The 25,174-nt window shown below is 37.4% G+C and carries 21 protein-coding genes; 16 read left to right on the forward strand and 5 right to left on the reverse strand.

The features are described from left to right. Positions 1-4: 4 nt before the first annotated feature. On the reverse strand, positions 5-925 hold the full coding sequence (gene nikB, locus OPF91_RS06580) for a nickel ABC transporter permease (RefSeq protein ID WP_264987935.1): 921 nt from the start codon (positions 923-925) through the stop codon (positions 5-7). A gap of 14 nt (positions 926-939) precedes the next feature. Continuing rightward, positions 940-1,842, reverse strand: coding sequence for a nickel transporter permease (nikC, locus tag OPF91_RS06585; RefSeq protein WP_264987936.1), 903 nt, complete (start codon positions 1,840-1,842; stop codon positions 940-942). 185 nt (positions 1,843-2,027) lie between these two features. On the opposite strand from nikC, the gene OPF91_RS06590 reads away from it, so the two are divergent. The 6 genes from OPF91_RS06590 (at position 2,028) to OPF91_RS06615 (ending at position 9,603) form a co-directional block, all read left to right on the forward strand. Further along, positions 2,028-3,581, forward strand: coding sequence for a glutathione ABC transporter substrate-binding protein (locus OPF91_RS06590; protein WP_264987937.1), 1,554 nt, complete (start codon positions 2,028-2,030; stop codon positions 3,579-3,581). Positions 3,582-3,680: 99 nt separating this feature from the next. Beyond that, positions 3,681-4,931: an amidohydrolase family protein gene (locus tag OPF91_RS06595; RefSeq protein ID WP_264987938.1), complete on the forward strand. Its 1,251-nt coding sequence runs from the start codon at positions 3,681-3,683 to the stop codon at positions 4,929-4,931. Beyond that, positions 4,928-6,136 carry an amidohydrolase gene (locus tag OPF91_RS06600; protein ID WP_264987939.1) on the forward strand — a complete coding sequence of 403 codons (1,209 nt, stop codon included), beginning with the start codon at positions 4,928-4,930 and terminating at the stop codon, positions 6,134-6,136. Before OPF91_RS06595 ends, OPF91_RS06600 begins: the two co-directional genes overlap by 4 nt. 80 nt (positions 6,137-6,216) lie before the next feature. Beyond that, positions 6,217-7,095, forward strand: a complete 879-nt coding sequence (locus OPF91_RS06605) for a DMT family transporter (RefSeq protein WP_264987940.1) — start codon at positions 6,217-6,219, stop codon at positions 7,093-7,095. Between the two features lie 199 nt (positions 7,096-7,294). Beyond that, positions 7,295-8,845: a glutathione ABC transporter substrate-binding protein gene (locus OPF91_RS06610; RefSeq protein ID WP_264987941.1), complete on the forward strand. Its 1,551-nt coding sequence runs from the start codon at positions 7,295-7,297 to the stop codon at positions 8,843-8,845. 59 nt (positions 8,846-8,904) lie between these two features. Beyond that, the gene (locus OPF91_RS06615; protein WP_264987942.1) at positions 8,905-9,603 is read left to right on the forward strand and encodes an AIM24 family protein; all 699 of its coding nucleotides are present in this window, start codon (positions 8,905-8,907) and stop codon (positions 9,601-9,603) included. A gap of 89 nt (positions 9,604-9,692) precedes the next feature. Here the strand turns inward: OPF91_RS06615 and OPF91_RS06620 are convergent, their stop codons facing one another. Continuing rightward, on the reverse strand, positions 9,693-10,943 hold the full coding sequence (locus OPF91_RS06620) for a BaiN/RdsA family NAD(P)/FAD-dependent oxidoreductase (protein ID WP_264987943.1): 1,251 nt from the start codon (positions 10,941-10,943) through the stop codon (positions 9,693-9,695). 159 nt (positions 10,944-11,102) lie between these two features. Here OPF91_RS06620 and asnB point away from each other — a divergent pair, with 159 nt between their 5' ends. The 4 genes from asnB (at position 11,103) to OPF91_RS06640 (ending at position 17,276) form a co-directional block, all read left to right on the forward strand. Further along, positions 11,103-12,953, forward strand: a complete 1,851-nt coding sequence (gene asnB, locus OPF91_RS06625; protein ID WP_264987944.1) for an asparagine synthase (glutamine-hydrolyzing) — start codon at positions 11,103-11,105, stop codon at positions 12,951-12,953. Between the two features lie 136 nt (positions 12,954-13,089). Next, a complete protein-coding gene (locus tag OPF91_RS06630) occupies positions 13,090-14,700 on the forward strand; it encodes a putative polysaccharide biosynthesis protein (RefSeq protein ID WP_264987945.1) in 1,611 nt (536 codons plus the stop codon). Between the two features lie 12 nt (positions 14,701-14,712). Beyond that, positions 14,713-15,426 carry a pseudouridine synthase gene (locus OPF91_RS06635; protein ID WP_264987946.1) on the forward strand — a complete coding sequence of 238 codons (714 nt, stop codon included), beginning with the start codon at positions 14,713-14,715 and terminating at the stop codon, positions 15,424-15,426. A gap of 320 nt (positions 15,427-15,746) precedes the next feature. Next, entirely contained in the window at positions 15,747-17,276 is a 1,530-nt protein-coding gene (locus tag OPF91_RS06640) for a GGDEF domain-containing protein (protein ID WP_264987947.1), read from the forward strand. 39 nt (positions 17,277-17,315) lie between these two features. Here OPF91_RS06640 and OPF91_RS06645 read toward each other — a convergent pair whose 3' ends face one another. Then, complete coding sequence (locus OPF91_RS06645; protein ID WP_264987948.1) at positions 17,316-18,485, reverse strand: MDR family MFS transporter; 1,170 nt, start codon at positions 18,483-18,485, stop codon at positions 17,316-17,318. Positions 18,486-18,629: 144 nt separating this feature from the next. Further along, a complete protein-coding gene (locus OPF91_RS06650) occupies positions 18,630-18,851 on the reverse strand; it encodes a DeoR family transcriptional regulator (RefSeq protein WP_264987949.1) in 222 nt (73 codons plus the stop codon). A 401-nt stretch (positions 18,852-19,252) separates the two neighbouring features. On the opposite strand from OPF91_RS06650, the gene pepV reads away from it, so the two are divergent. From pepV to OPF91_RS06680, 6 genes are all read left to right on the forward strand, one after another. Beyond that, on the forward strand, positions 19,253-20,659 hold the full coding sequence (gene pepV / locus OPF91_RS06655) for a dipeptidase PepV (RefSeq protein WP_264987950.1): 1,407 nt from the start codon (positions 19,253-19,255) through the stop codon (positions 20,657-20,659). A 27-nt stretch (positions 20,660-20,686) separates the two neighbouring features. Continuing rightward, complete coding sequence (gene dat, locus OPF91_RS06660; protein WP_264987952.1) at positions 20,687-21,532, forward strand: D-amino-acid transaminase; 846 nt, start codon at positions 20,687-20,689, stop codon at positions 21,530-21,532. Between the two features lie 125 nt (positions 21,533-21,657). Further along, a complete protein-coding gene (locus tag OPF91_RS06665) occupies positions 21,658-22,653 on the forward strand; it encodes a nuclease-related domain-containing protein (RefSeq protein WP_264987953.1) in 996 nt (331 codons plus the stop codon). A 3-nt stretch (positions 22,654-22,656) separates the two neighbouring features. Beyond that, positions 22,657-23,586, forward strand: coding sequence for a diacylglycerol/lipid kinase family protein (locus OPF91_RS06670; protein ID WP_264987954.1), 930 nt, complete (start codon positions 22,657-22,659; stop codon positions 23,584-23,586). A gap of 54 nt (positions 23,587-23,640) precedes the next feature. After that, positions 23,641-24,279, forward strand: coding sequence for a tRNA (guanosine(46)-N7)-methyltransferase TrmB (trmB, locus tag OPF91_RS06675; RefSeq protein ID WP_264987955.1), 639 nt, complete (start codon positions 23,641-23,643; stop codon positions 24,277-24,279). A gap of 20 nt (positions 24,280-24,299) precedes the next feature. Next, positions 24,300-25,163, forward strand: coding sequence for a YtnP family quorum-quenching lactonase (locus tag OPF91_RS06680; RefSeq protein WP_264987956.1), 864 nt, complete (start codon positions 24,300-24,302; stop codon positions 25,161-25,163). Positions 25,164-25,174 lie beyond the last annotated feature (11 nt).

Here is a 25,174-nt window from a genome sequence, read left to right on the forward strand (position 1 = left end):
CCCCCTAGTTCAAATCAATTCGCTTATTAAATAGACGATACATAATATCTACAGCAAGATTAATGACAACAAATATCAAGGAAGCAACAAGTACCCCACCTTGTACAACTGGGATATCCCGTGTGCGAATGGCATCAACAATCATGCGCCCTAAACCATTGACGGCGAAAACAGATTCTACTAATACTGTACCGCCAAGTAAACTACCAAACTGTAAGCCTACTACTGTAATAACAGGAATTAACGCATTTCGTAAGGCATGCTTTGCGATGATTACATAGCCCTTTAAACCTTTTGCTTTTGCTGTACGGATATAATCTTGATTGACAACATCAAGCATACTAGAACGTGTCATACGAGCAACGATTGCTGCACCACCAGCACCTAACGTAATGGCTGGTAAAATAATATGCTTAGCACTGTCCCAGCCTGCTACTGGTAGCCACTGTAATTGCACAGAGAAAACATACATTAATAAAATGCCAAGCCAAAAACTTGGTAGCGAAATACCGAGTAATGCGACGACCATAAAGCTAGCATCAATGATGGAATAGGGGCGAATAGCAGAAATAATTCCTGCAATCAAACCTAAAACAATCGTAATTAAAATACTGTAAAATGCTAGTTCGATTGTAATCGGTAAACGTGTTGCAATTTCTTCTAAAACAGGTTGTTTATTTTTCAAAGAATGTCCCATATCACCGTGCAATAAGTCGTTCACGTATTCCCCATACTGTACATATAAAGGTTTGTTTAATCCTAAGTTTTCACGTAGCTCTTCAACGGTTTCTGTTGATGCGCCCTCCCCAGCTAAAATAATGGCAGGATCACCAGGAATCATTTGCATAATTAAAAATACGACAAGCGTTACCCCAAGTGTTACAGGAATAATTTGAGCGAGACGCTTTAATATGAATAATGTCATGTATTGTCACTCCTTTAATTTTTCATTCTTGGATCTAAGGCATCGCGTAAACCGTCACCAAATAAATTGAAGCCTAGTACAAGAATTGAAATCATAATACCTGGGAACATTGCCATATAAGGTGCTGTGAAAATAAAATCACGTCCACTGGATAGCATGGCTCCCCATTCAGGTGATGGAGGCTGTGCACCTAAACCTAAAAATGACAGGCCTGCTGCTGATAAAATAGCAGTTGCTAAACGCATAGAAGCTTGCACAATAATAGGCGATAAAATATTGGGAAAAACATGTTTTGCTAAAATAGTAAAATCATTTGCACCAAGTGTTTTCACTGCATCAATATATTCTAGTTTTTTTACTTCCATCGTAGAGCCACGAACAATACGGGCGAACATAGGAATCGAGAAAAATCCAACAGCAATTGTTACATTAATAAGGCTTGGTCCTAATGCACTGACAATAGCTAAAGCTAGTAAAATCCCTGGGAAAGCAAGCATTATATCTAAAATTCGACTAATAATAGAATCAATCCATTTTCCATAATAGCCAGCGATTAATCCTAAAATTGTACCAATTGTGCCACCAAATAAAACAGCTGAAAAACCGACACCAATAGATAAGCGTGAACCATATAAAATACGACTAAAAATATCACGGCCTTTATCATCTGTTCCCATCAAATGTTCAAGGCTAGGTGCTTGTAGCTTTTGCTCAAGCTGAACATCGTAAGGATCATAGGGTGCTAATAAAGGCCCTATTAAAAAAATAAGAAGATAAAGAGCAATAATGATACCTCCTGCGACAGCCGCTTTATTTTTCTTCATTTTGTTCATAAAACGAGCCCTATTTTTTTTACGAGCTGCTTTTCGTGCATTTGTTAAAATAGAATGATCGACTGTTAATGTTATTTTCTCCATGCTGAATACTCCTTTACTAGTTGATGTGATATCAATTTATTGAAAAATGCAAAGAAAGTAAATATTCTCACCATTATTAGTCAGAAAATTTAAAAAACACGTAAAGATTTTAAAAAACAAGTAAATTTTATTTCTTTATAATTCGATTTGTAAGCAAAAACAAACAATGAGGGAGGCTATCACTTATGAAGAAAATGTTATTATTTTTTGCATTAGTAGCAGTGCTAGTATTACAAGCATGTTCAACAGCAAATAACAAAAGTGAAGAGGGAGCAAAGGAAGGTACGAAAAGCGTAGGAGGCGAGCTTGTTATTTTAAGAGCTTCAGATGCAACGAGTCTTGACCCGCATTTTATAACAGATATTCCATCAGCTAATATTATTCATGGAAAAGTATATGAAACATTGGTTGCATTCGATAGAGATCGCAAAATAGTCCCGTTACTTGCAAAATCATGGGAGCAAACAGATGAGCTAACATGGACATTTACATTAAATGAAGGTATCAAATTCCATGATGGTACAGATTTTAATGCTGAAGCAGTAAAGGCAACATTCAATCGTATTTTAGATCCAGCGACTGGCTCACCACAGCGTGATAAATTATCTATGATTAGTGAAGTGATTGTAGGTGACGATTACACAGTCACATTGAAATTAAAAGAGCCATATGCTCCATTGTTGTCTATTTTAGCGAGTAATGAAGGTAGTATTATGAGTCCGAAAGTTATTGCAGAATCAGCAGATCAGTTAGCGACACATCCAGTAGGGACAGGCCCATTTGTTTTTGACTCATGGAAGTCAGGTCAGGAAATTAAATTAAATACAAATAAAGATTACTGGGGTAACGTACCAAAAATTGATAAGGTTACATTTAAAATTGTTCCAGAGGATTCGACTCGTTTAGCAATGATTGAAAGTGGAGAGGCACATATTGCTGATCAAGTCCCTGTTACAGATATTGAACGTATTGAAAATTCTTCTACTATGAATCTATTCCGTACAGAGGGGCTTGCTGTTGAATTTATCGGCTTTAATGTGCAAGATTCATTATTATCAGATGTGAAAGTTCGTCAAGCTATTAGCTATGCGGTTGACCGTGAGGCAATTATTAGCGGTATTTATAATAATGTTGGTACACTTGCTAATTCAGCAATGAGTCCAAAGGTAATTGGCTATTCAAGTGAAACAAAAGCATATGATTATGATGTTGTGAAAGCAAAAGAGCTATTAAAAGAAGCTGGTATTAAAGAAGGTACAAAGGTGAAGTTATTAACAAGTGATCGTAAAGAACGTATTAACATGGCTGAGGTTATTCAGTCACAGTTAAAAGGTATTGGCTTAGATGTTGACATTCAAGTAATGGAATATGGTGCATTTATTTCAGAAATTACGAAGGAGCAGCATCAATTATTCATTAGTGGTTGGGGTAATGCAACAGGGGATGCTGATTATAACCAATATAATTTATTCCATACGGCATCTATGGGCGCACCAGGTAACCATTTCTACTACAGTAATCCAGAGGTAGATGCCTTAATTGAAAAAGGGCGCTCCACATCTGACCAAACAGCACGTAATGATATTTACAAGCAAGCAATGCAAAAAGAGTTGGATGATGCAGTATATATTCCAGTTCGTAACTATGAGCATTTAGCTGTTTATAGCAATAATGTAAAAGGTTTTTGGTTAGATGCTTCTAACTATGCTATGATTAGTGGCGTTGAAATCGTAGAATAATCAATCATTCAGGTCGATTGATTTCTGCAAAATTAGCCGTTGCCTGTAATTGAAAGCAACGGCTAATTTCATCTATTAATACCATCGGGAGAGTGAATTATGGGTAAGCTACTACTGAAAAATGTTAGATTGGAAGAAGCTTTTGAGCGTGAGGGTGAGCATATTATTGCGACACAAACAGCTATTTATGATGTTCTTATTGAAGATGGCTATGTGAAACAATTAGAGACGAACATTGTAGCAGAGGATGGTATGGAGGTAATTGATGCACAGAAGCAGCTATTGCTCCCTTCCTTCCGTGAAATGCATATTCATATCGACAAAACATACTTTGGTGGTGAATGGCAAGCACCGAGGCCCATTACAAAGGGGATTTTAACACGTATTGAGGAAGAACAATTATTGTTACCAAAGCAATTACCAACAGCAGCATATAGAGCAGAGGAAATGGTGAAGTGGCTAATTGCACAAGGGCATACCCACATTCGTTCCCATTGTAATGTTGATCCACAAATTGGCACAAAGCATATTGAAATTACAAAGCAAGTACTAGAAAAATATAAAGATCAAATCACATATGATATTGTGGCTTTCCCACAGCATGGCTTATTACGTTCAAATGTAGAAGGATTGATTCGTGAAGCAATGACAATGGGCGCAACATTGGTAGGCGGTGTTGACCCATCGATTGTGGACCGTCATATTGAAAAATCACTTGAAACAACGATGGGTATTGCCAAGGATTATAATGCTGGTATCGATATTCATATCCATACACCCAATACATTAGGTGAGTTTGAGTTTTATAAGTTGATTGATTTAACGAAACAAGCGAAAAAAGAAGGACAAGTAACCATTAGTCATGCAATGGCATTAGCTGATTTAACGCAGCCTCAATTAGGGGAGCTTGTACAAGCAATGGCAGCTGTACAAATGGATGTGACGTCAACAGTGCCAGTAGCGATAAACCGCTCAACGATTCCAATTCCATATTTATATGACAATGGTGTTAAGGTTTCATTAGGACATGACAGTTTAACAGATCATTGGTCACCATATGGTACAGGTAACACGATTATGAAGCTCAATGTGATGGCAGAACGATTCCGCTTTATGGATGAATATTCATTAAGTCGTTCATGGAAATATGCTTCTGGTGGCATTATACCGTTAAATGATGCTGGTGAACGTATATGGCCTAAAGTTGGTGATGCGGCGAATATGTTACTAGTAGATGGTGTCAGCTCAGCACATGTTGTGGCACGGAGATGTCCAATTTCTACAGTGATTTCGCAAGGCACAATTATTCATCAACAGGATGTAGGAGAGTTGAAAGGAGAATTACGATGAAGCAATGGCTGACGAATGTTCTACTTGAAACAGGGGAGTATATAAAAGACAATGACACAGTAGGTACAAAGGTTGAACAATTTCATTTAGAGATTACAGATGGTGTTATTTCTCAAATTGTATCAGCATCTGAAACGATTGATGCTTCAAGAAATGTTACAGATATGAAGGGCAAGTTGTTATTACCAGCGTTTAAAGAAATGCATAACCATTTGGATAAAACATATTTATCATTACCATGGAAGGCTGTTGTGCCAGCAAAAAATTTAAAAGATCGCTTAGATAAAGAAGCGAAGGAGTTAACGATTTTAGCGCCAACAGCTAAGCAGCGTGCACTGGCGATGATTGAAAAAATTGTTGCGAACGGTGCAAACCATATTCGTACACATGTTAATATTGACCCATATATTGGTTTGAAAAATTTAGAGGGTGTTTTGGCGGCATTGGACGAATATAAAGGTATTGTGACGGCTGAGGTGATTGCTTTTCCACAGCATGGTTTATTGAGAGATAATGTGCCAAGCTTATTACGTGAAGCATTACGTAATGGTGCAACAATGCTCGGTGGACTTGATCCAGCAGGCATTGATAACACGATTGAACGTTCATTATATGAGACGATGGATATTGCCCATGAATTTAATGTGGATGTTGATATTCATTTACATGATGGTGGTCATGTTGGCTATTATACAATTGATAAATGGCTTGATATGGTTGAGGAAGCTAGCTATCAGGGGCGTACAGCTATAAGTCATGCCTTTGCGCTTGGAGATGTTTCAGTTGGGGAACAACATGCGATTGCAACACGTTTAGCAGAGCAACGTGTGAAAATTATGTCAACCGTGCCATTTAATTTAAATCGTGCAATACCACCAATTGATTTATTAACCGAACATGGTGTGGATGTTCATTTTGGTTGTGATGGCTTCTATGATTCATGGAGTCCATATGGCTCTGGTGATATTTTAGAAAAGGCGACGACATTTGCGGAAATTTCCCGTAAATTAGATGAACGTTCTATTCGTCAAACATTAAAATACATTACAAATGGTGTGATGCCATTGGATGCAAACGGTCAAAAGGTGTGGCCAAATGTACAGGATGAAGCAAGTTTTGTATTTTTCGATGCTATATCAAGTGCAGAGGTTATCGCACGTAAGCCTTCAGAGCGCATCATGATGTCAAAAGGGCAGTTTATTTAAAATATGAAGATAAGCATAGTAAAGATGATTACTATGCTTATTTATGTTTTCAATCAATGAAAGTGAGTAAAGATTTGCTTATGAAACAAGTAACGACATATTTAATTTTAGTAGCATGTGTATTTTTTTGGGCTAGTAATTTTATTATTGGTGCGATTTTAGTTGAGCATTGGTCACCAGTAATGGTTGCTATTTTAAGGTTAATAGTCATTGTGCTTTTTTTAGGCTGTATTAGTTGGCGGGCTATTGTGAAAGTGCGATTGACAAAGCGAGATGTATTGCTACTTACCATTGCTGGTATATTAGGTGTGGCTATTAATCATTACAGCTTTTATGCTAGTCTTCAACACACTTCTCCTATTACAGCTGCACTTATTTTAGCTTGTGCACCGATTGTAACGTCATTATTAAACAAAGTAATCTATAAGGAAAAGCGCAATTGGCTCTTTTGGCTAGGAGCTGTAACGTCATTTATTGGTGTGGCACTTATTATTACAAAAGGAGCATGGATGATTCTTACTATTGGTAAAGGTGAAATACTGAGCTTGATAACGATGGTAAGCTTTGCGTTGTTTCTAATTATGGTTAATCATTTAAGTGTACACTTATCAGCGGCAGTTATTACATTTTATACAAATGGTATTGGTTTAATCGTCTTATTGCCATTCAGTATCAATCATTGGTCATTACAAGCTACAGCTATGTCTTACTGGCTACTGTTAATTAGCTCAGCAATTTTTATTCATGGTATAAGTAATTTACTATGGAATAAAAATATGAAGGTCATTGGCTCGACAAACGCCTCATTGTTGTTAAATATAGAGCCAGCTATTGCTATGGCGCTAAGTGCACTTATTTTAAGAAACTATCCAACAATGATTCAAATAGGTGGCTCTATTTTGATCTTGCTGGGCATCGTCCTTTGTATTTATCAACAAAAAGTGAATAAAAAGTATTGAAAATGCTAAGATGCTCTGAGTAATAGGGCATCTTTTTTTATTGAATATGAAATTTGCTTAATGAAATATCGCCTTTTTACTGCTTTCGTACTATAATCATACTAATATACTTTATCGCACGAAAGAGAAAGGAACAGGAATCAAAGAAAAAAGTAAGTACATTTTGTAGAACGACCTAAACGATAAGGAGGAAGTGCCTATGAAGAAAATGTTATTATTTTTCATATTGATTGCTATGCTAGTACTTCAAGCATGTTCTACTAAAAATATACAAAATGAACATGTTGAAAAAGAAATTGAAAATGCAGATAGTGAGCTTATTATTTTAAAAGCATCTGATGCAACTAATCTTGACCCTCATTTTGTAACAGACATGCCATCTACAAATGTTGTTCATGGCAAAGTATATGAAACACTTGTCGCTTTCGATAAAGACCGTAAAATTGTACCATTACTTGCTAAATCATGGGAGCAAACAGATGAATTAACGTGGACATTTATATTAAATGAAGGAATTCATTTCCATGATGGGACAGACTTTAATGCAAAAGCGGTGAAAACGACACTTGATCGTCTATTAGACCCTGCACTTGGTTCGCCACAGTGGGAGAAGGTGTCTATGATTAAGGAAGTTCTTGCTGAGGATGACTACACAGTTGTGATAAAGCTCAAAGAACCGTATGCGCCTTTACTAGCTATTTTAGCGAGTCATGAAGGTAGTATGATAAGTGCGAAGGCAGTGACAAAAGGATCAGATCAGCTAGCAACACATCCAGTAGGAACAGGTCCATTTATTTTTGACTCATGGGAGAAGGGTAAAGAAATCAAATTAAAGACCAATGCAGCCTATTGGGGTAATTTGCCGAAGTATGGTGGCGTAACCTTTAAAATTGTACCAGACGATATGACACGTTTAAAGATGGTAGAGAAAGGTGAAGCACATATTGCAGAACAAGTAGCTGTAGCGAATATAGACTACATCAATAATTCCCCTACATTGAATCTATTTCGTGCAGAAAGTTTAGCGGTAGAATTTATCGGCTTTAATGTGGAAGATGCACTATTAAAGGATGTGCAAGTACGACGAGCTATTAGCCATGCCATTAATCGTGAGGCCATCATTCATGAGGTGTATCATGATACAGGCACATTGGCGAACTCCTCTATCAGTCCGAAAGTCATTGGCTATTCGACGGAAACAAAAGCATATGATTATGATGTTGAGGAGGCGAAGACATTATTACGAGCAGCTGGTATTAAAGAAGGAACACACATTAAGTTTCTAGTGAATGATCGTACAGAACGTATTCAAATAGCAAAGGCCATTCAAGCTCAGCTCAAGGAAATTGGATTAGAAATGGATATTCAAATTATTGATTCGGGTGACTTTGTTTCCGAAGTATTAAAAGGGCAACATCAATTATTTATTCGAGCATGGGGAAATGCAACAGGAGATGCAGACTATAACCAATACAATTTATTTCATTCGAGTGCGATAGGAGTGGCAGGTAATCATTTTAATTATAGTAATCCTGAGGTAGATGCTTTAATTGAGAAAGGTCGTGCAATATCTTATCAAGTAACACGTAACAGTATTTATAAAGAAGTGATGCAAAAAGAATTAGATGATGCAGTCTATGTCCCACTGCGAAATGATGAACATTTAGCTGCTTATCATAATATGGTGCAGGCTTTTTGGTTAGATTCGGCTAACTTTACCATGATTCGAAATATTCAAATAGCTAAATAACATATTGACGAATCTTTTCCATTATAGGAACGTATAAGAAGGAAAGGGAGGAATCGAATATGGGCAAATTTTCGTTAGATGAATTTATTCAAAAAACACAGCAGGATGATAATGAAAACGATTATTTTGAGCTGGAAACAGAGCGTGTATTGGAAATTAACTTGAATGGTGAAGTATGGTCAAAAATGGGTGCGATGATTTCCTATGTAGGCGATATTAAATTTGAGCGCGAGCGTGTACTGGAGCATGGATTAGGAAAAATGTTTAAAAAGGCATTGACGGGTGAAGGTACACAGTTGATGAAAGCGACTGGTAAAGGTCGTCTCTATTTAGCTGACCAAGGCAAAAAAGTAACGATTTTCGATTTGCAGGGCGATAGCATTTGTGTGAATGGCAATGATTTACTCGCTTTTGAGCCAACTGTGAAATGGGATATTCAATTAATGCGGAAAATGGCAGGCATTATGTCGGGCGGCTTATTTAATGTGACATTACAAGGAACTGGTAAGGTAGCGATTACAACGCATTTTGAGCCATTAACGTTACTTGTAAAGCCTGGGGAAACCGTCTATACAGACCCACATGCAACAGTGGCATGGTCAGGCAATTTACAGCCAGAGTTTAAAACCGATATTTCATTCCGGACATTGATTGGACGAGGAAGTGGCGAATCCATCCAAATGGCTTTTTCAGGTGAGGGCTTTGTTATTATCCAGCCGTTTGAAGAAGTGTATATGACGACTAGTAGTGGTGGTTGAATAAAAGCCAAGCATAAGAAAATATGCTTGGCTCCTGTCATTTTACGGGCGAAATGTGACCTTCGTTGGGTGTTATAACAAGAATTTGCTCATTGTGCCGCATTCATCCCCGCAATTCGCCCAGTAACAAGCGCAGAGGTGATGTTGTAGCCTCCAGTATAGCCATGAATATCGAGAATTTCACCACAGAAATAGAGCCCAGCTTTTTTCTTAGAGGCCATTGTTTTCGGCTCAATTTCTTTAACTGAGACGCCTCCACCTGTCACAAAGGCTTTATCGAGCGATTGTGTACCACTCACTGTCATCGTGAAATTGACGAGCAGTCGTGCTAACTGACGCATTTTATCTTGTGAAATTTCTGTACCCATTGCTTGTACATCAATGTCTGCACGTTCACATAGAAACAGTAGCCAACGTTCAGGAGCAATACCTTTCCACACATTTTTCACTGCTTTTTTAGGCTCATCCTTTACTAATTTGTTCAAATACTGTAGACAGGTTTCTTCATTATATTGAACAAGTGTATGAATGCGCATCGTGACAGGTGTGTAGCCTGTTTTCATCAGCTCTTTGACAACAAATTGACTACAGCGCAAAATCGCAGGGCCACTTAAGCCAAAATGAGTAAAGAGCATATCCATTTGATGGGTGACGAGTACTTTGCCCTTTTGATTGACTACAGAAACCGCCACATCTCGCAATGCTAGCCCTTGCAATTCACGATTTTGAATAAAGTCCTCCTTTGAAAGAATAGGTACTTCTGTTGGGAAAAGGGGTGTAATAGTATGACCTGCACGCTCTGCCCATGGGTAGCCATCCCCTGTAGAGCCTGTCTGTGGCACTGCTTTACCCCCAACAGCTACAACAACAGCCTTACTACGAAGCTCTGTGCCATCCACCAGTCGCACCCCTAAAATTTGTTCGTCATCCATCAGCAGCTTACTCACCGCTGTATGTAGCCGTACCTCTACATGTAACTTTTCTAGCTGACGAATTAAAGCATCTACGACATCCTGTGCACGGTCTGACACAGGAAACATTCGTCCATGGTCTTCCTCTTTTAAAGCGACACCAAGCCCCTCAAAAAACGCAATAATATCCTCATTATTGTAAACAGTAAAGGGGCTATATAAAAAACGTCCATTGCCAGGGATATGCTTCACAATTTCTTCAACGGGCAAACGATTCGTGACATTACAGCGTCCACCACCTGAAATAGCTAATTTTTTACCTAATTTCGCTCCTTTTTCGAGCAACAGTACTTTTTTCTTGTGTTCACCAGCCGCAATCGCTGCCATTAAGCCAGATGGACCACCACCAATAACAATTACATCATACATATATTTTAACTCGCTTTCTTATTAAATATAGGAATCCTTTTTATTATACATGAAGTCTATATACTTACATTGAAAATTGACGCAAAGTGTTTTATAATTTTCTAATTGTATAACAGTATGAAATTAGTAAGCATTTAAATATATGAGGTGAAATTTAGCATGTGCGGATTTATTGGCTATATTAACGGAACAAATGTCATCGACCACCATCAAACAATTGAAAATATGATGAATACAATTATTCACCGTGGACCTGATAGCGGTGGCGTTCATAGTGATGACAAAGTAACATTAGGCTTTCGTCGTTTAAGTATTATTGACTTATCGGACGTGGCAAACCAACCATTGTACAGTGCAGATGGTAACATTGTGCTTGTTTTTAATGGTGAAATTTTTAATTTTCAGGACTTAAGAGCAGGCTTAACCGACAAGGGCTATACATTTAAAACACAATCTGATAGTGAAGTGATTATTTATGGCTATGTGGAGTACGGTGTAGAATTTGTTAAAATGCTACGTGGTATGTTTGCTTTCTGTATTTGGGATAAAAAGAATGATTTACAACTAATTGCACGTGATGGCTTTGGGATTAAGCCACTTTACTACAGTGAAAATACAACAGATGGTACGTTTATTTTCGGCTCAGAAATTAAATCCTTTTTACCACATCCATCCTTTATAAAAGAATTAAATAAAAATGCGTTACGTCCGTATTTAACATTCCAATATTCTTCAATGGATGAAACCTTCTTTAAAGGTGTTTATAAATTACCACCTGCGCATTATATGCTGATTCAAAATGGGGAGAAAAAAATCGTCCAATATTGGGATAAAAAATTCCATGCAATTGAGGCACCAATGGAGAAGTATGTGGAAGATATTCGTACGACAGTCAAAGAATCTGTAGAAGCACATCAAATTAGTGATGTAAAAGTAGGCTCATTCTTATCAGGTGGTATTGATTCTAGCTATATTACAGCATTGCTACGTCCAGATAAATCTTTCTCTGTTGGTTTCTCAGATTATGAGGATATGTTCAATGAAACCCATCATGCGAAAGCATTATCAGATGAGCTAGGTATTCAAAATGAACGTAAATATATTTCAGCGGATGAATGTTTTGCTGCGCTACCAAAAATTCAATGGCATATGGATGAACCACAATCGAACCCATCATCAGTACCGTTATATTTCTTATCAGAACTAGCGGCAAAAGATGTGACAGTCGTGTTATCTGGTGAGGGCGCAGATGAAATTTTTGGCGGTTATTCGTGGTATCAAAATTCAGGCAAAATGGAGAAATACGAGAAGCTACCATTTGGTCTGCGTCAAAAAATTCGAGGCTTTGCAGAAAAGTTACCGAAAAATGCGTATTCTAGCTTTTTAATTAAAGGTGGTCAAACGGTAGAGGAGCGCTTTATTGGGGAAGCCGTTGTTTGGGATGAAGAAGACGCATTAAACGTCTTAAAGCCTGATTATCAAAAAGGCCCATCCGTATATTCGATTACAAAACGTATTTATGATGAAGTACCACATTCAGATGATGTGACAAAGATGCAATACCTTGATTTGAATTTATGGATGCCAGGCGATATTTTATTGAAGGCTGACAAAATGAGTATGGCACACTCGATTGAATTACGTGTACCATTTTTAGATAAAGAAGTGATGGAGTTAGCGAAAAATATTCCATCTCGTTATCGTGTCAACGATATTGATACGAAATATGTGTTACGTCAAGCAGCACATCAGGAATTACCAGAGGAATGGGCAAAACGTCCAAAGCTAGGATTCCCAGTGCCAATTCGTCATTGGCTACGTGAAGAAAAATATTACAATATGGTCAAAGAATTATTTACGGCTGATTTTGCCCATGAATTCTTTGATACAAAGCAATTAATGGGCTATTTAGATGAGCATTACGAAGGTCAAGCAAATCGTGCACGTTACATTTGGACAGCCTATGTATTTTTAGTTTGGTATAAGCAATTCTTTGTGGATATGCAATAAAATGAATTCGGTGGGGAGAAAGACTTAATCCCCACCGATTATTTTGCACTCGAACTTTTTTGAGGAATGCTGCGTCTATATAACTAAAATATGTTAAGATAACGATGATTGATTTTATGATGAATGGATGGATAGGATGTCCAATTTAATGAAAGGTACTGCGATATTAACAATTGGCATGTTTTTATCGAAAGTACTTGGTTTAATTTATATTTTTCCCTTTTACGCCATTGTAGGGGAAGAAAATGTAGCATTGTATCAATATGCCTATATTCCGTATTCGATTATGCTAGCTATTGCGATTTCAGGTGCACCGATTGCTGTATCGAAATTTGTATCCAAGTATAATGCCTTAGGTGATTATCAATCTGGTCGCAAATTGATGAAATCGGGCATTATCATTATGCTAATAACAGGCTTTGCTTCGTTTCTTGCCCTTTTTTTACTCGCTCATCCAATTGCAGGTTTGGTCATTAAAAGCGAAGAACAAGTATTTAGTGTAGAACAGATTGCATCAGTTATTCGTTGGGTTAGCTTTGCGTTAATTGTTGTGCCATTTATGAGCTTATGGCGAGGTTTTTTCCAAGGTTATGACAAGATGGAGCCAACTGCTATCTCTCAATTAGTGGAGCAAATTGTGCGTATTGTTGTGTTATTAGGTGGTTCCTTTTTAGTTGTTGTTGTGTTTAACGGTAAACAAACGACAGCAGTATCCTTTGCTGTATTTGCTGCTTTTATCGGCGCAATTGGTGGCTTAGCTGTTCTTTATTATTATTGGAAAAAATATAAGCCAGAATTTGATTTATTGCGCAGTAAAAGTATAACATCCACACAGCTTCCGATGTCTAATATCTACAAAGAAGTCATTACCTATTCTATTCCAATGGTATTTGTAGGAGTTGCCAATCCATTATTTCAGTTAGTTGATATGCTGACATTTAATGGAGCGATGGCATCGATAGGTTTAGCAGAGGTCACAGATAAGTATTTGTCGATGATTAACTTTACAACACATAAGGTAGTGATTATTCCTGTTATGCTTGCAACAGGTTTTTCAATGGCTTTAGTGCCAACGATTACTAAATATTTTACACAGGGTGAGTATGTTTCCTTAAAGCACGCAATGGATAAAACCTATCAAATATTAATTTTTATTACATTGCCAGCCGTTGTAGGCATTTCTTTACTGTCACATGAAATTTATTTTGTACTGTACTCAAATAGTACAATGGGGGCATCTGTTTTAGCACATTATGCACCTGTCGCTATTTTATTTGCCTTATTCCAAGTGACGGCTGCATTGTTGCAAGGTATTGATTTTCAAAAATGGATTGTGCTGAGCTTATTATCAGGTATTTTAGTCAAATTAGCACTGAATATTCCATTGATTCGATGGTTAGAGACAGATGGCGCTATTTTAGCAACGGCTATCGGCTATAGTGTATCGATTGTTATTAACTTCTGGGTATTAAAACGCACATTAAACTATACATCGCAAATTGTCGTGCGTCGTATTTTACTTATTACGGGTTTAACGGCTGTTATGGCACTGAATGTAGTAGTTGTGCATAAGCTGTTAGTTGTCTTTATCGGACCTGCTGATGGCAAGTTTACTGCACTCCTGTATTCGGTTATTTGTGCAGGTGTAGGTGTAGGTGTGTATGGCTATTTATCGTTAAAATTAGGTTTAGCACAAAAATTACTTGGTGAACGACTAACGAAAATAACGAATAAATTTGGATTTTAACTAGGGGGAGCTATGCGTTTAGATAAATTATTAGCAAATATGGGCTATGGTTCTCGTAAAGAGGTCAAACAGCTATTAAAGCAAAAAGCCGTGACAGTAGATGGCGTTTATGTGAAAGATGCAGCAGCACACGTGGATCCTGACAAACAAGATGTCTCTGTTTTTGGTGAGCGTGTCGTGTATACTGAATTTGTCTACTATATGATGAATAAGCCATCAGGTGTCATATCAGCTACAGAGGATTTACGAGATGAAACCGTGATTGATTTACTAGAGCCACTACATCAGCATTTTCAACCATTTCCTGTTGGGCGTTTAGATAAGGATACAGAAGGGCTTCTACTGTTAACAAATGATGGTATATTGGCACATAATTTATTATCACCTAAGAAGCATGTACCGAAAGTCTACTATGCCAAAATTGAAGGCATTGTGACAGCAGAAGATGGTGAAAAATTTGCACAAGGTGTAGAGTTGGATGATGGCTATGTAACAAAACCTGGACAGCTCGTTATTTTAGCATCTGCGGAGCAATCTGAAATTGAGCTGACCATTCAAGAAGGAAAATTTCATCAAGTGAAGCGCATGTTTGAGGCTGTTGGTAAACGTGTCGTTTATTTAAAGCGTCTGTCGATGGGCAATTTGCAGCTTGATGAAAATTTAGCACTAGGCGAATATCGAGAGCTAACAGCCGCAGAATTAGCTAGTCTACAAAATAAATCATAAAATGAACATTCAATTAGAAGAAGTTTACAGCCTATTAATACAAGATAAAAAATTCCTCGGTATTATAATAATAGTATCGGGGAATTTTTAGTTATATAATATTAAAGAATGGGGAAATTTAGTATATACATATATATACTAATAGTTGTATAATATGATAAAACTTTTGGATAAAGGTTAATAAATTATGGTACTATATTTTTATATTGGTAACACAGCAAATATTTACTACGCTGAACCAAAATAACAGCAGATGTCACAGTTTTTTCGAATTAGCTGAGGCGTAATTGATAACAATCAGAATAGTAGAGGATAGATATATGAAAAATTTGAGGATGAAATTGTTCATATCTTTAATTGCATTTGCTTTAATACTGGTTGCGGTAATTTTTTATGTGAACCGACAAATATTACTGACGGATATTCAAAAGCAAGCTGAGATGAATAGAACGTTAATTGAAAATCATATTTTAACAGATATGCAAACAGTTGATAATGCACATTATTATTTTGACAACAATATATCAGATCAATTAAAAGAAGAATTACAAAAGATGATAGTTGAATACCAAAAAAATCCAGATGTCTCAACATGGAATTTAAAAAAAATGAAAGCTGCTCATGGCATGGAAGTATACATAATTGACCAAAAAAATACTGTTATTTATACAACATTCGAGCAGGATAAAGGCTTAAATTTTGCGGAGTGTTGCCAAAGATTCAGCAAGACATTGGATGATCGGCGAGCAAGTGGAAAATTTTATACAGATGGTATTGATATTGCTACAGCAACAGGCGATTATCGAAAATACGGCTATTTAGCGACACCTGATAAAAAATACATTTTTGAGCTAGGTGTCTATCTACGAGAGGACAAATTATTTCAAACCTTTAATTTTGAAAAAACGGCACATTATTTAGTTGGTAAATATATTGACTTGTTAGAAATTCAAACCATTAATGCAGGTGGCGTTTTCTTTAATGATTCCAATGCAGTTGCTATTACGGTTCAAGACCAATCGGCAGAATTTCAAAAACAGTATCAGTTAGCAAAAACAACGATGTATCCAGCTGAATATCAAAAAAAATTCAACAATGGCTATGTTGAAACATATCGATTTTTACCATATCGGTCCGACAATGTGCGTGGAGAGGCTTCTGAAAGAGTCATCTATGTAAAATACGGTAACATTGCGGAAACACAGGCACTTGCTAAAAATACAAAACAATTTTGGTTTGTATTGGGTGTTGCCTTAACAACATCTTTCATTATGTTAGCAATCATTAATAAATTGATGTCAAACACAATACGTTTAGCGACATTTGATCCGCTAACAAATGTGTATAATCGTGCTACTTATATTATGAAAATGAATGAGTTATTGAAAAAAAAGAACACGACACATCTTGGCTTATTACTTGTGGATTTAGACAACTTCAAGAAAATCAACGATCAATTTGGTCATATGGAAGGCGACAAAGTGCTTATTACAACGGCAAAGCTGCTGCAACAAGTCGTAGGCAAAAAAGGGTTTGTTGTTCGGTTTGGTGGAGATGAATTTGCTGTTGTGTTATACAAAGCAGATGAAAAAGTGATTCAACAAGTTGCTGATGCTATTTTGGAGAAGTTTAGATTGCTCAAATATCAGCCACAACTTAAACATGAACAATGGTCTCTTTTATCTATTAGTATGGGTGGCGCGACGCTTCATCCAGCAAGTGACACAGAAAGAAGTTTATTTGAACGAGCAGATAAAGCATTGTATGTGGCAAAAAGCGCAGGGAAGGACCAATATGCTAAGTATGAAGAAGTAGCAGCAGACCAAAGCTATTATTTAACAAAAAAATAGGCGCATGAAATCAAATGTCATGATTTCATGCGTTTTTCTTTAGCTTTGCTGAGGTTTCATACGGTAAAATAAAGCGCTACATAGAACAAGGATGGCGATGATAATGAACATACCATCTAGATAATGCGTTAACAACCAGCCACCTATAATAGGTCCAATGAACCCGCCTAGATTCCTGAATTGTGCTGCACCTAAATAAGTGCCTTTTTGTGTATCAGGTGCAATTTCATCAATCATGACATTCATCGTAGGAAAGGCAAAAATTTCGCCAATGGTAAAGATAACCATAGCTGTAATATAGAGTGGATAATTTGTAGAGAAACCGAATAATAAGAGCCCCAATGCGAAAAACAGAACACCTACTAGCAAAGTCGTGGTTGTTGAAAATCGTTCTGTCACAATGCTAATAGGTAGCTGTAATAACAGCACAACACCTGCATTGAGCGAAATTAAGAGTGAATAGAGCGCTACACCATCTTCTATTTTTAATTCAATGAATTGTGGCAGTGTTGAGTCAAATTGTGAATAGCCAATATTGATTAAAATAGCGCCTAATATAAAGCTGAGTAGTACACGGTTTGTCAATAAAATAGTAAAGGTTTGACGAATACTTGTTTTTGTTGAAGGCTGAGATGCCTGTGCTGTGTAATGATTTAACACGAAAAATAAAAAGATGGTATAAATAATATACATAATGCCTGTTAGGATAAATGGCATACTCGGATTGGCTAATTTAGCAATATAAACACCGATAATAGGACCGATTACTGCGGCAATATTAATGGCTGTGTAACGTAGTGAAAATAATCTTTTTCGTTTGTCAGCTGGTGTAAAGTCAATCATTAAGGCTTGTGTCGAAGGCTCAAAGAAAGAGCGGCATAAGCCATTCAATGCATTAAAAAGGACAAACAGCCATATGGATTGTGCTGTAGCGAAGCCAAAAAATACAATACTCCAAACAAGAATTGTTGATAAAATAACAATTTTACGCCCAAAGCGATCTGTAAAATAACCACCGAAAAAGCCACTCACCGTAGAGAGCAATGGCGCAATCCCAATCGTTATCCCTATTTCTAAGGGAGAAGCGCCAATTTCATTATGTAAATAAATAGCTAAAAAGGGCATGGCCATAAAACTGGCAATGCGGGTGAAAATTGTTCCACCTAAAATAATCCATACTAGTGGATGGAAAAACTTAAATACAGCCATATGAAAACCTCCTCTCGATATGTAGAATGTTTCGAGTGTAACGGATTGTATCAGCGCTGTAAATAGAAAATAGCACAAAAAAGAATGACCCCGACGAAAGGTCATTCTTTTTCTCATGCAAAATGCTTTACGGCAAACGTAAAACTAAGATGTCAATTTTACTTTTTTACTCGTCGTTGTCCATCTGCCTCGACTTGGACTTGTCACCAAATCGTTAAAGGCTAACACATTCAAATCTCTTTGAACGGTGCGAGGAGTGATACTAAACTCTTCGACTAAATCTTGTGTAGACACAGTTCCTTTGTCTAAAATAAACATGTACACATCTTTAATACGATTAAGCATTCGATCAGTAGTTGGCTTCATAAAATGAACCACTCCTTCATCTTAATTCTCTTGGCAAAGACTAGCGGACGACATTATGTGCGGAGTGCACTAAGGCGATTAAGTTGCTGCCTGAGACATCCCCTTTTCTACTAATTTAGTCAGAATAATTATTCTGATAATTTTATTATATAAAAAAATGTGTGGATTTTCTAGTGATTACAATAGAAATTTACAATTTCAACATAAAATTAATACATCATTTTGTGGTTAAATAAGAGTAGTACACTATATGTAGTAGTATAGGTTTGTTAGTAGGCATTCGTCTTTAGACCTATTATGGAGTACGAAAGTCATATGTTTATTATATGGAGAGCGTGAAATGGTTGTTATTTAGTCTAGAAGCAGTAAAATAATGTTATGACAGTTGGAAGGATGATAAGATGGATTGGTTACAAGCTGCAAAAGCAAAACAAGAGGAATTAATACAAAATTTACAGGCACTTGTGCAAATTAATAGTGTACTGGATGAAGAAACAGCAACACAAAATGTGCCATTTGGAGATGGACCATTGCAAGCGTTAGAATGGTTATTAGCACAAGGTGAAGCGGCTGGTATGCAAACCAAAAATGTAGATAACTATGCTGGTCATATTGAAATGGGTGAAGGTGAAGATTTGCTTGGCATTTTATGTCATGTCGATGTTGTACCGACGGGCGATGAAAGCAATTGGACATACCCTCCATTCAGTGGCACAGTAGCAGATGGTAAATTATATGCTCGTGGTGCGATTGATGATAAAGGACCAACAATTGCTGCTTGGATGGCAATGAAGCTGGTGAAAGAAGCAGGTATTTCACTTCACAAAAGAGTACGAATGATTATTGGTACAGACGAAGAAACAGGCTTCCGCTGTGTAGACCATTATTTTGAAAAAGAAGAAATGCCGACAATTGGCTTTGCACCAGATGCTGATTTCCCATTGATTAATGCTGAAAAAGGAATTGCTGAGCTTGAATTTGTGCAACAACAAACAGGCGATGAACAGACAGAGCAATTACTACAATTTTATGCAGGGAAACGTCCAAATATGGTGCCAGATGTAGCGAAGGCAACGCTTCAATTGCTGGACGATGCGTTTGAACAGAATTTTCAAATATTTTTACAAAAAAATCAGCTAGAAGGCTCTTTTGCAACAGAGGGGACTCGCTATATAATAACTATCAAAGGTAAATCAGCGCATGCGATGGAACCTGAAAAGGGTGTCAATGCGGCTGTTTATCTTGCTGCATTTTTACAACAGCAGGTGACAACAGCAGTCAGCAAGCAATTTGTTGATTTTGTTGTAGATGTTTTCCACCAAGATCATTATGGTCACGCATTAGCACTACAATTTGAGGATGATATGTCAGGCAAAACAACCTTGAATCCAGGAATTGTGAATTATGATGTAGAAAAAGGCGGTAGCATTATTGTCAGCATGCGTTACGCTGTCACATATCCATATGATGAAAAAATAGCGACGGCACAACCGATTGCATTGTCAAAAGGGTTTGCCTTAACGATTCGTGATGATTCAAAGCCTCATTATGTGAGTGCAGATGATGACTTGATTCAAACGTTAGCTGCTATTTATCGACGCCAAACAGGTGATTATGAAACACCGCTACTTTCAACAGGTGGTGGCACATATGCACGTGTGATGAAAAAAGGTGTTGCTTTCGGTATGTTGTTCCCAGGAGAGCCAGATGTTGCGCATCGAGCAGATGAGTTTGTTGTCATTGACAATTTAGTAACAGCGACAGCTATCTATGCTGAGGCGATTGTAGAACTTGCAGGCAAAAAATAATCTAGAAACAAAAAGGATGAAGAGGACATGGCGTATTCATTATGGAATGATCAAATCGTTGAAGAAGAATCTATTGTAGTATCACCAGAAGATCGAGGCTATCAATTTGGTGACGGTATTTACGAAGTCGTAAAGGTATACAACGGGAATATGTTTACAGCACAAGAACATATTGATCGTTTCTACGCCAGTGCCGAAAAAATTCGTCTTGTTATTCCTTATACAAAGGACGTTTTACACAAATTATTACATGAGCTAGTGGAAAAAAATAATTTGGACAATGGGCATGTGTATTTCCAAATTACACGTGGAGCAATCTCTCGTAACCATGTATTTCCTGATGCATCTGTACCTGCTGTGTTAACTGGTAATGTCAAAGTAAGTGAACGACCTATCGCCAATTTTGAAAAAGGTGTTAAAGCTACATTTGTAGAAGATATTCGCTGGCTACGTTGTGACATTAAATCGTTAAATTTACTTGGCGCTGTGTTGGCAAAACAGGAAGCGTCTGAAAAAGGTTGCTACGAGGCTATTTTACACCGAGGAGATATTGTCACAGAATGTTCATCTGCTAATGTTTATGGCATTAAGGATGGTACGCTTTACACACATCCAGCAGATAACTTTATTTTGAATGGTATTACTCGCCAAGTTATCTTAACATGTGCGGCAGAAATTGGCTTACCTGTTGTGGAAGAAGCTATGACAAAAGCGGATGTACTTACTATGGATGAGGTAATTGTATCCTCAGTTTCTTCAGAGGTTACACCTGTCATTGACGTGGATGGACATGTCATTGGTCAAGGCGTACCTGGTGAATGGACACGCAAGTTACAACAAGCGTTCGAAGCAAAGCTACCGTTAGCTAAATAATAAGGAACTTGAGAGAACTATCCTATTTTTTAGTGGGATAGTTCTCTTTTTATGGTGTTTTCTAATACTATGTCATGTAAAATAAGAGAATGATAGAGGGCTAGTAAGAATGGAGTGACATATGGATGGCACAATTAGTGAAATTACAAGATTATATTTCACGTTATCAAATTGATTTAGCGCGCTATCCTACACAGTTTGTACGCTTGAAAAAGAATCAATGGGAGCGTGTAAGACGACAGTGGGAAGCTGGCGAAGAAATTACAGAATGGCAACAACCAACGAATGATTCAGATAACGAGCTCATCGAAGAGAAAAATCGATTTTCTTTATTGAAAAAAATATTTGTTGGTCGGTCGAAGGAAGAAACAGAAGATGTGGAGCAAGTAGAAATTAGCAATGAGTTAGTCAGTGATGAAGATAGTATTCCAGAGGAAGAGTCTACCTTAACATTTGAACCAAAAATCGTTTATGCACCACAATCGATTTATGAATTAAAACAAATGTTTATCGATCAGTTTTTTCATTTTCAAATGAAATGGGCAAGCTCTACGTTGCGTGAAAAATCCTATGTCGACCCACGGTTTATGCGTGATGGCCTATTACGTGATTTATTGCAAAAATTGCCTGATAATTATTTGTTATTTTATTACCCTATTTTAAAAATTAAAAAAGCACCGATTGAGTTGGATGTTGTTCTTATGTCACCAACAGAATGTATTTGTATTACAGTGTTAGATGGAGAAAATCAGGCTGTTTATGTAGGCGGAAGTGAGCGATTTTGGATGAAAAAAGTAGGGACAAAGGATTCCAAAATATTAAACCCCTTGATCAATTTAAATCGTATGGAATCAGTCATTAAGCAGCTTCTTGCACAAGATGGCGTGAGTATGCCGATTCGCAAGGTGATTTTAACACGTAATGGTTATTTTGATTATCCTGGCTCTTTGTTTGGCACACAGCTTGTCGACCGCCGAAATTATGGAGAGTGGTTGGAGCAATTAAAAAAAGTATCCTCCCCGATGAAGCATATGCAAATTCGTGCAGCACAAACCATTTTAAATACTGTGCAAACGACTTCATTCAATCGAGATATATGGTCTCCATCAGCAGAGGAATAACGAATGAAGTTATTGTTTATCGTCAATGAAATGGCTGGAAACGGCAAAGGGAAGAAAGTTTGGCATCGTCTACAGCGAGAACTACAAGTAGCATATGAGCTTGTCTATACACAATATATTGGACATGGGCAAGAGATTGCACAGCGCTGGGGACAGGAAGCCAAAGAAAAATTACTCATTGTGGTTGTTGGTGGAGATGGCACAATCCATGAGGTAGTAAGTGGTGTGATACATAATCCGTATGTTGTCATTGGCGTTGTACCTGCTGGCTCTGGCAATGATTTTGCACGCACTTTTCCAACATTCCAGCAGGCATCACAAATCAACACTTATATAGAAAGAGAGAGGCTAAGTACCTTTATTGATATTGGGACGGTTAATTTAGCCGAGCAGCCTCAAATATTTGTCAATAATGCAGGGATTGGCTTTGATGCATTTGTGACGAAAAACATTAATGGCTCTCGATTGAAGGGCTATTTGAATAAGGTAGGATTAGGAAAGCTCTCCTACGCTGCTGCTGTTATCAACGCATTATTTCATTTTAAAAGCTTTCCTGTAACGATTTATGGGAATAATGAGCGATGGACATTTCAGCGTACATGGCTTGTCACGATGTGCAATCAGCCTTATTTTGGTGGAGGCATGAATATTTCACCAATATCTAAGCCAACTGATGGGCAGGTTGAAATCGCCATTGTACATGATATTTCACCATGGAAATTATTGTTCGTGTTTGCAACAGTATTTTTTGGCTGGCATACAAAATTTAAGGAATTTACGCTTTTACAAGGAGCACATTTTGATATTGTTGTACATGCAAAACATATCGATAGCCATGTGGATGGGAATTATGCTGGTATAGTAGAGCAAGAAACAGCAATGCCTTGCGCTATTCAAGAGCAAGCATTGCAAATCATTAAAATGCCCTTGTGAAATGAATTTGCTATACTAGAGTAGACTTAGTATATGAAGAAATGAGGAAACATAGTGAGATTAAGAAATAAGCCTTGGGCAGAGGAAATGATTAGTAGCCATCCAGAGGTGATTGTACCAAATCCAGAACAATTTAAAGGCAATTGGCAAGCTGTTTTTGGCAATCATCAGCCACTACATATCGAGGTAGGAACTGGGAAAGGGCAATTTGTCACAGGGATGGCCTTGCAAAATCCAGAAATTAATTATATTGGCATTGAGCTGTATGATAGTGTGATTGTTTGTGCATTGGAGAAGGTTTTAGAGGCAGACTCACCTAGTAATTTACGTTTGCTGAAGGTCAATGGAGCGGATTTAGAGAAATATTTTACAAAAAACGATGTCGATCGTGTCTATTTGAATTTCTCTGATCCATGGCCAAAAACACGTCATGCGAAGCGCCGTTTAACACATGAAGGCTTTTTGAAATTATATGAATCGATTTTAGTCGACAATGGGGAAATTCATTTTAAAACAGATAATCGCGGCTTGTTTGAATATTCATTGATGAGTATGTCTGCATATGGCATGCTTTTAAAGGATGTATCACTCGATTTACATGTCAATATGCCTGAAGACAATGTTATGACTGAATATGAGCAAAAGTTTTCAGCGAAGGGACAGCCGATTTATCGTTTAGAGTCAAAGTTTTAACAAAGTAAGGGGATGCTGGGATGGATAAATTACAGTTTCACGACATGACAATCACATGGTTAAACGGGGGTGTCACTTGCCTTGATGGGGGTGCAATGTTTGGCGTTGTGCCAAAGCCACTTTGGTCACGAAAATATCCTGTCAATGACAACAATCAAATCGAATTACCGACAGAGCCTATGCTAATTCAATATGCAGGGAAAAATTATTTGATTGATACAGGTGTGGGGTTTCGGAAATTAAGTGATAAGCAATTGCGTAATTTTGGTGTCACAGAGGAGTCTGCAATCATTGAGAGCTTACAGGAGCTTGGTTTAAAGGCGACGGATATTGATGCTGTACTCATGACACATTTACATTTTGACCATGCAGGTGGTTTGACGATGTGGGAGGGGGATGTATTGGTACCAACATTCCCAAATGCCAAAATTTATGTAACACAGCTTGAATGGGATGAAATGCGTAACCCGAATATTCGTTCAAAAAACACGTATTGGAAGGAAAATTGGGAGCCTATACAGCACTTAGTCGAAACATATGTCGGTACATTGGAGGTAGCTTCTGGTGTGACAATGATTCATACAGGTGGTCACAGTGAGGGACATGCCATTATTAAGTTAACACAAAATGAGGAAGTGTTGATTCATATGGCAGATATTATGCCAACACATGCTCATCAAAATCCATTATGGGTACTAGCTTATGACGATTATCCAATGACAAGTGTTTTTGCTAAGGAGCGTTTAATGAAAGAGGCTTTGACGAATGGCTATCGCTTTATTTTTTACCATGATGCCTATTACCGTATGATTAAATGGGATGAAACAGGTAAAAATATTGTGGACAAGCTAGAGCGCAGTAAAAAGGCGACGATTACTTTTTAAATGAAAAAACG

This window comes from Lysinibacillus piscis, from assembly GCF_026012395.1.
Taxonomy (GTDB): domain Bacteria; phylum Bacillota; class Bacilli; order Bacillales_A; family Planococcaceae; genus Lysinibacillus; species Lysinibacillus piscis.

What these genes read in the sequence shown, in the direction of transcription:
- nikB (WP_264987935.1), bottom strand. Translation starts at nt 925, where the DNA reads ATGACATTATTCATATTAAAGCGTCTCGCTCAAATTATTCCTGTAACA.
- nikC (WP_264987936.1), bottom strand. Translation starts at nt 1,842, where the DNA reads ATGGAGAAAATAACATTAACAGTCGATCATTCTATTTTAACAAATGCA.
- OPF91_RS06590 (WP_264987937.1), top strand. Translation starts at nt 2,028, where the DNA reads ATGAAGAAAATGTTATTATTTTTTGCATTAGTAGCAGTGCTAGTATTA.
- OPF91_RS06595 (WP_264987938.1), top strand. Translation starts at nt 3,681, where the DNA reads ATGGGTAAGCTACTACTGAAAAATGTTAGATTGGAAGAAGCTTTTGAG.
- OPF91_RS06600 (WP_264987939.1), top strand. Translation starts at nt 4,928, where the DNA reads ATGAAGCAATGGCTGACGAATGTTCTACTTGAAACAGGGGAGTATATA.
- OPF91_RS06605 (WP_264987940.1), top strand. Translation starts at nt 6,217, where the DNA reads ATGAAACAAGTAACGACATATTTAATTTTAGTAGCATGTGTATTTTTT.
- OPF91_RS06610 (WP_264987941.1), top strand. Translation starts at nt 7,295, where the DNA reads ATGAAGAAAATGTTATTATTTTTCATATTGATTGCTATGCTAGTACTT.
- OPF91_RS06615 (WP_264987942.1), top strand. Translation starts at nt 8,905, where the DNA reads ATGGGCAAATTTTCGTTAGATGAATTTATTCAAAAAACACAGCAGGAT.
- OPF91_RS06620 (WP_264987943.1), bottom strand. Translation starts at nt 10,943, where the DNA reads ATGTATGATGTAATTGTTATTGGTGGTGGTCCATCTGGCTTAATGGCA.
- asnB (WP_264987944.1), top strand. Translation starts at nt 11,103, where the DNA reads ATGTGCGGATTTATTGGCTATATTAACGGAACAAATGTCATCGACCAC.
- OPF91_RS06630 (WP_264987945.1), top strand. Translation starts at nt 13,090, where the DNA reads ATGTCCAATTTAATGAAAGGTACTGCGATATTAACAATTGGCATGTTT.
- OPF91_RS06635 (WP_264987946.1), top strand. Translation starts at nt 14,713, where the DNA reads ATGCGTTTAGATAAATTATTAGCAAATATGGGCTATGGTTCTCGTAAA.
- OPF91_RS06640 (WP_264987947.1), top strand. Translation starts at nt 15,747, where the DNA reads ATGAAAAATTTGAGGATGAAATTGTTCATATCTTTAATTGCATTTGCT.
- OPF91_RS06645 (WP_264987948.1), bottom strand. Translation starts at nt 18,485, where the DNA reads ATGGCTGTATTTAAGTTTTTCCATCCACTAGTATGGATTATTTTAGGT.
- OPF91_RS06650 (WP_264987949.1), bottom strand. Translation starts at nt 18,851, where the DNA reads ATGAAGCCAACTACTGATCGAATGCTTAATCGTATTAAAGATGTGTAC.
- pepV (WP_264987950.1), top strand. Translation starts at nt 19,253, where the DNA reads ATGGATTGGTTACAAGCTGCAAAAGCAAAACAAGAGGAATTAATACAA.
- dat (WP_264987952.1), top strand. Translation starts at nt 20,687, where the DNA reads ATGGCGTATTCATTATGGAATGATCAAATCGTTGAAGAAGAATCTATT.
- OPF91_RS06665 (WP_264987953.1), top strand. Translation starts at nt 21,658, where the DNA reads ATGGCACAATTAGTGAAATTACAAGATTATATTTCACGTTATCAAATT.
- OPF91_RS06670 (WP_264987954.1), top strand. Translation starts at nt 22,657, where the DNA reads ATGAAGTTATTGTTTATCGTCAATGAAATGGCTGGAAACGGCAAAGGG.
- OPF91_RS06680 (WP_264987956.1), top strand. Translation starts at nt 24,300, where the DNA reads ATGGATAAATTACAGTTTCACGACATGACAATCACATGGTTAAACGGG.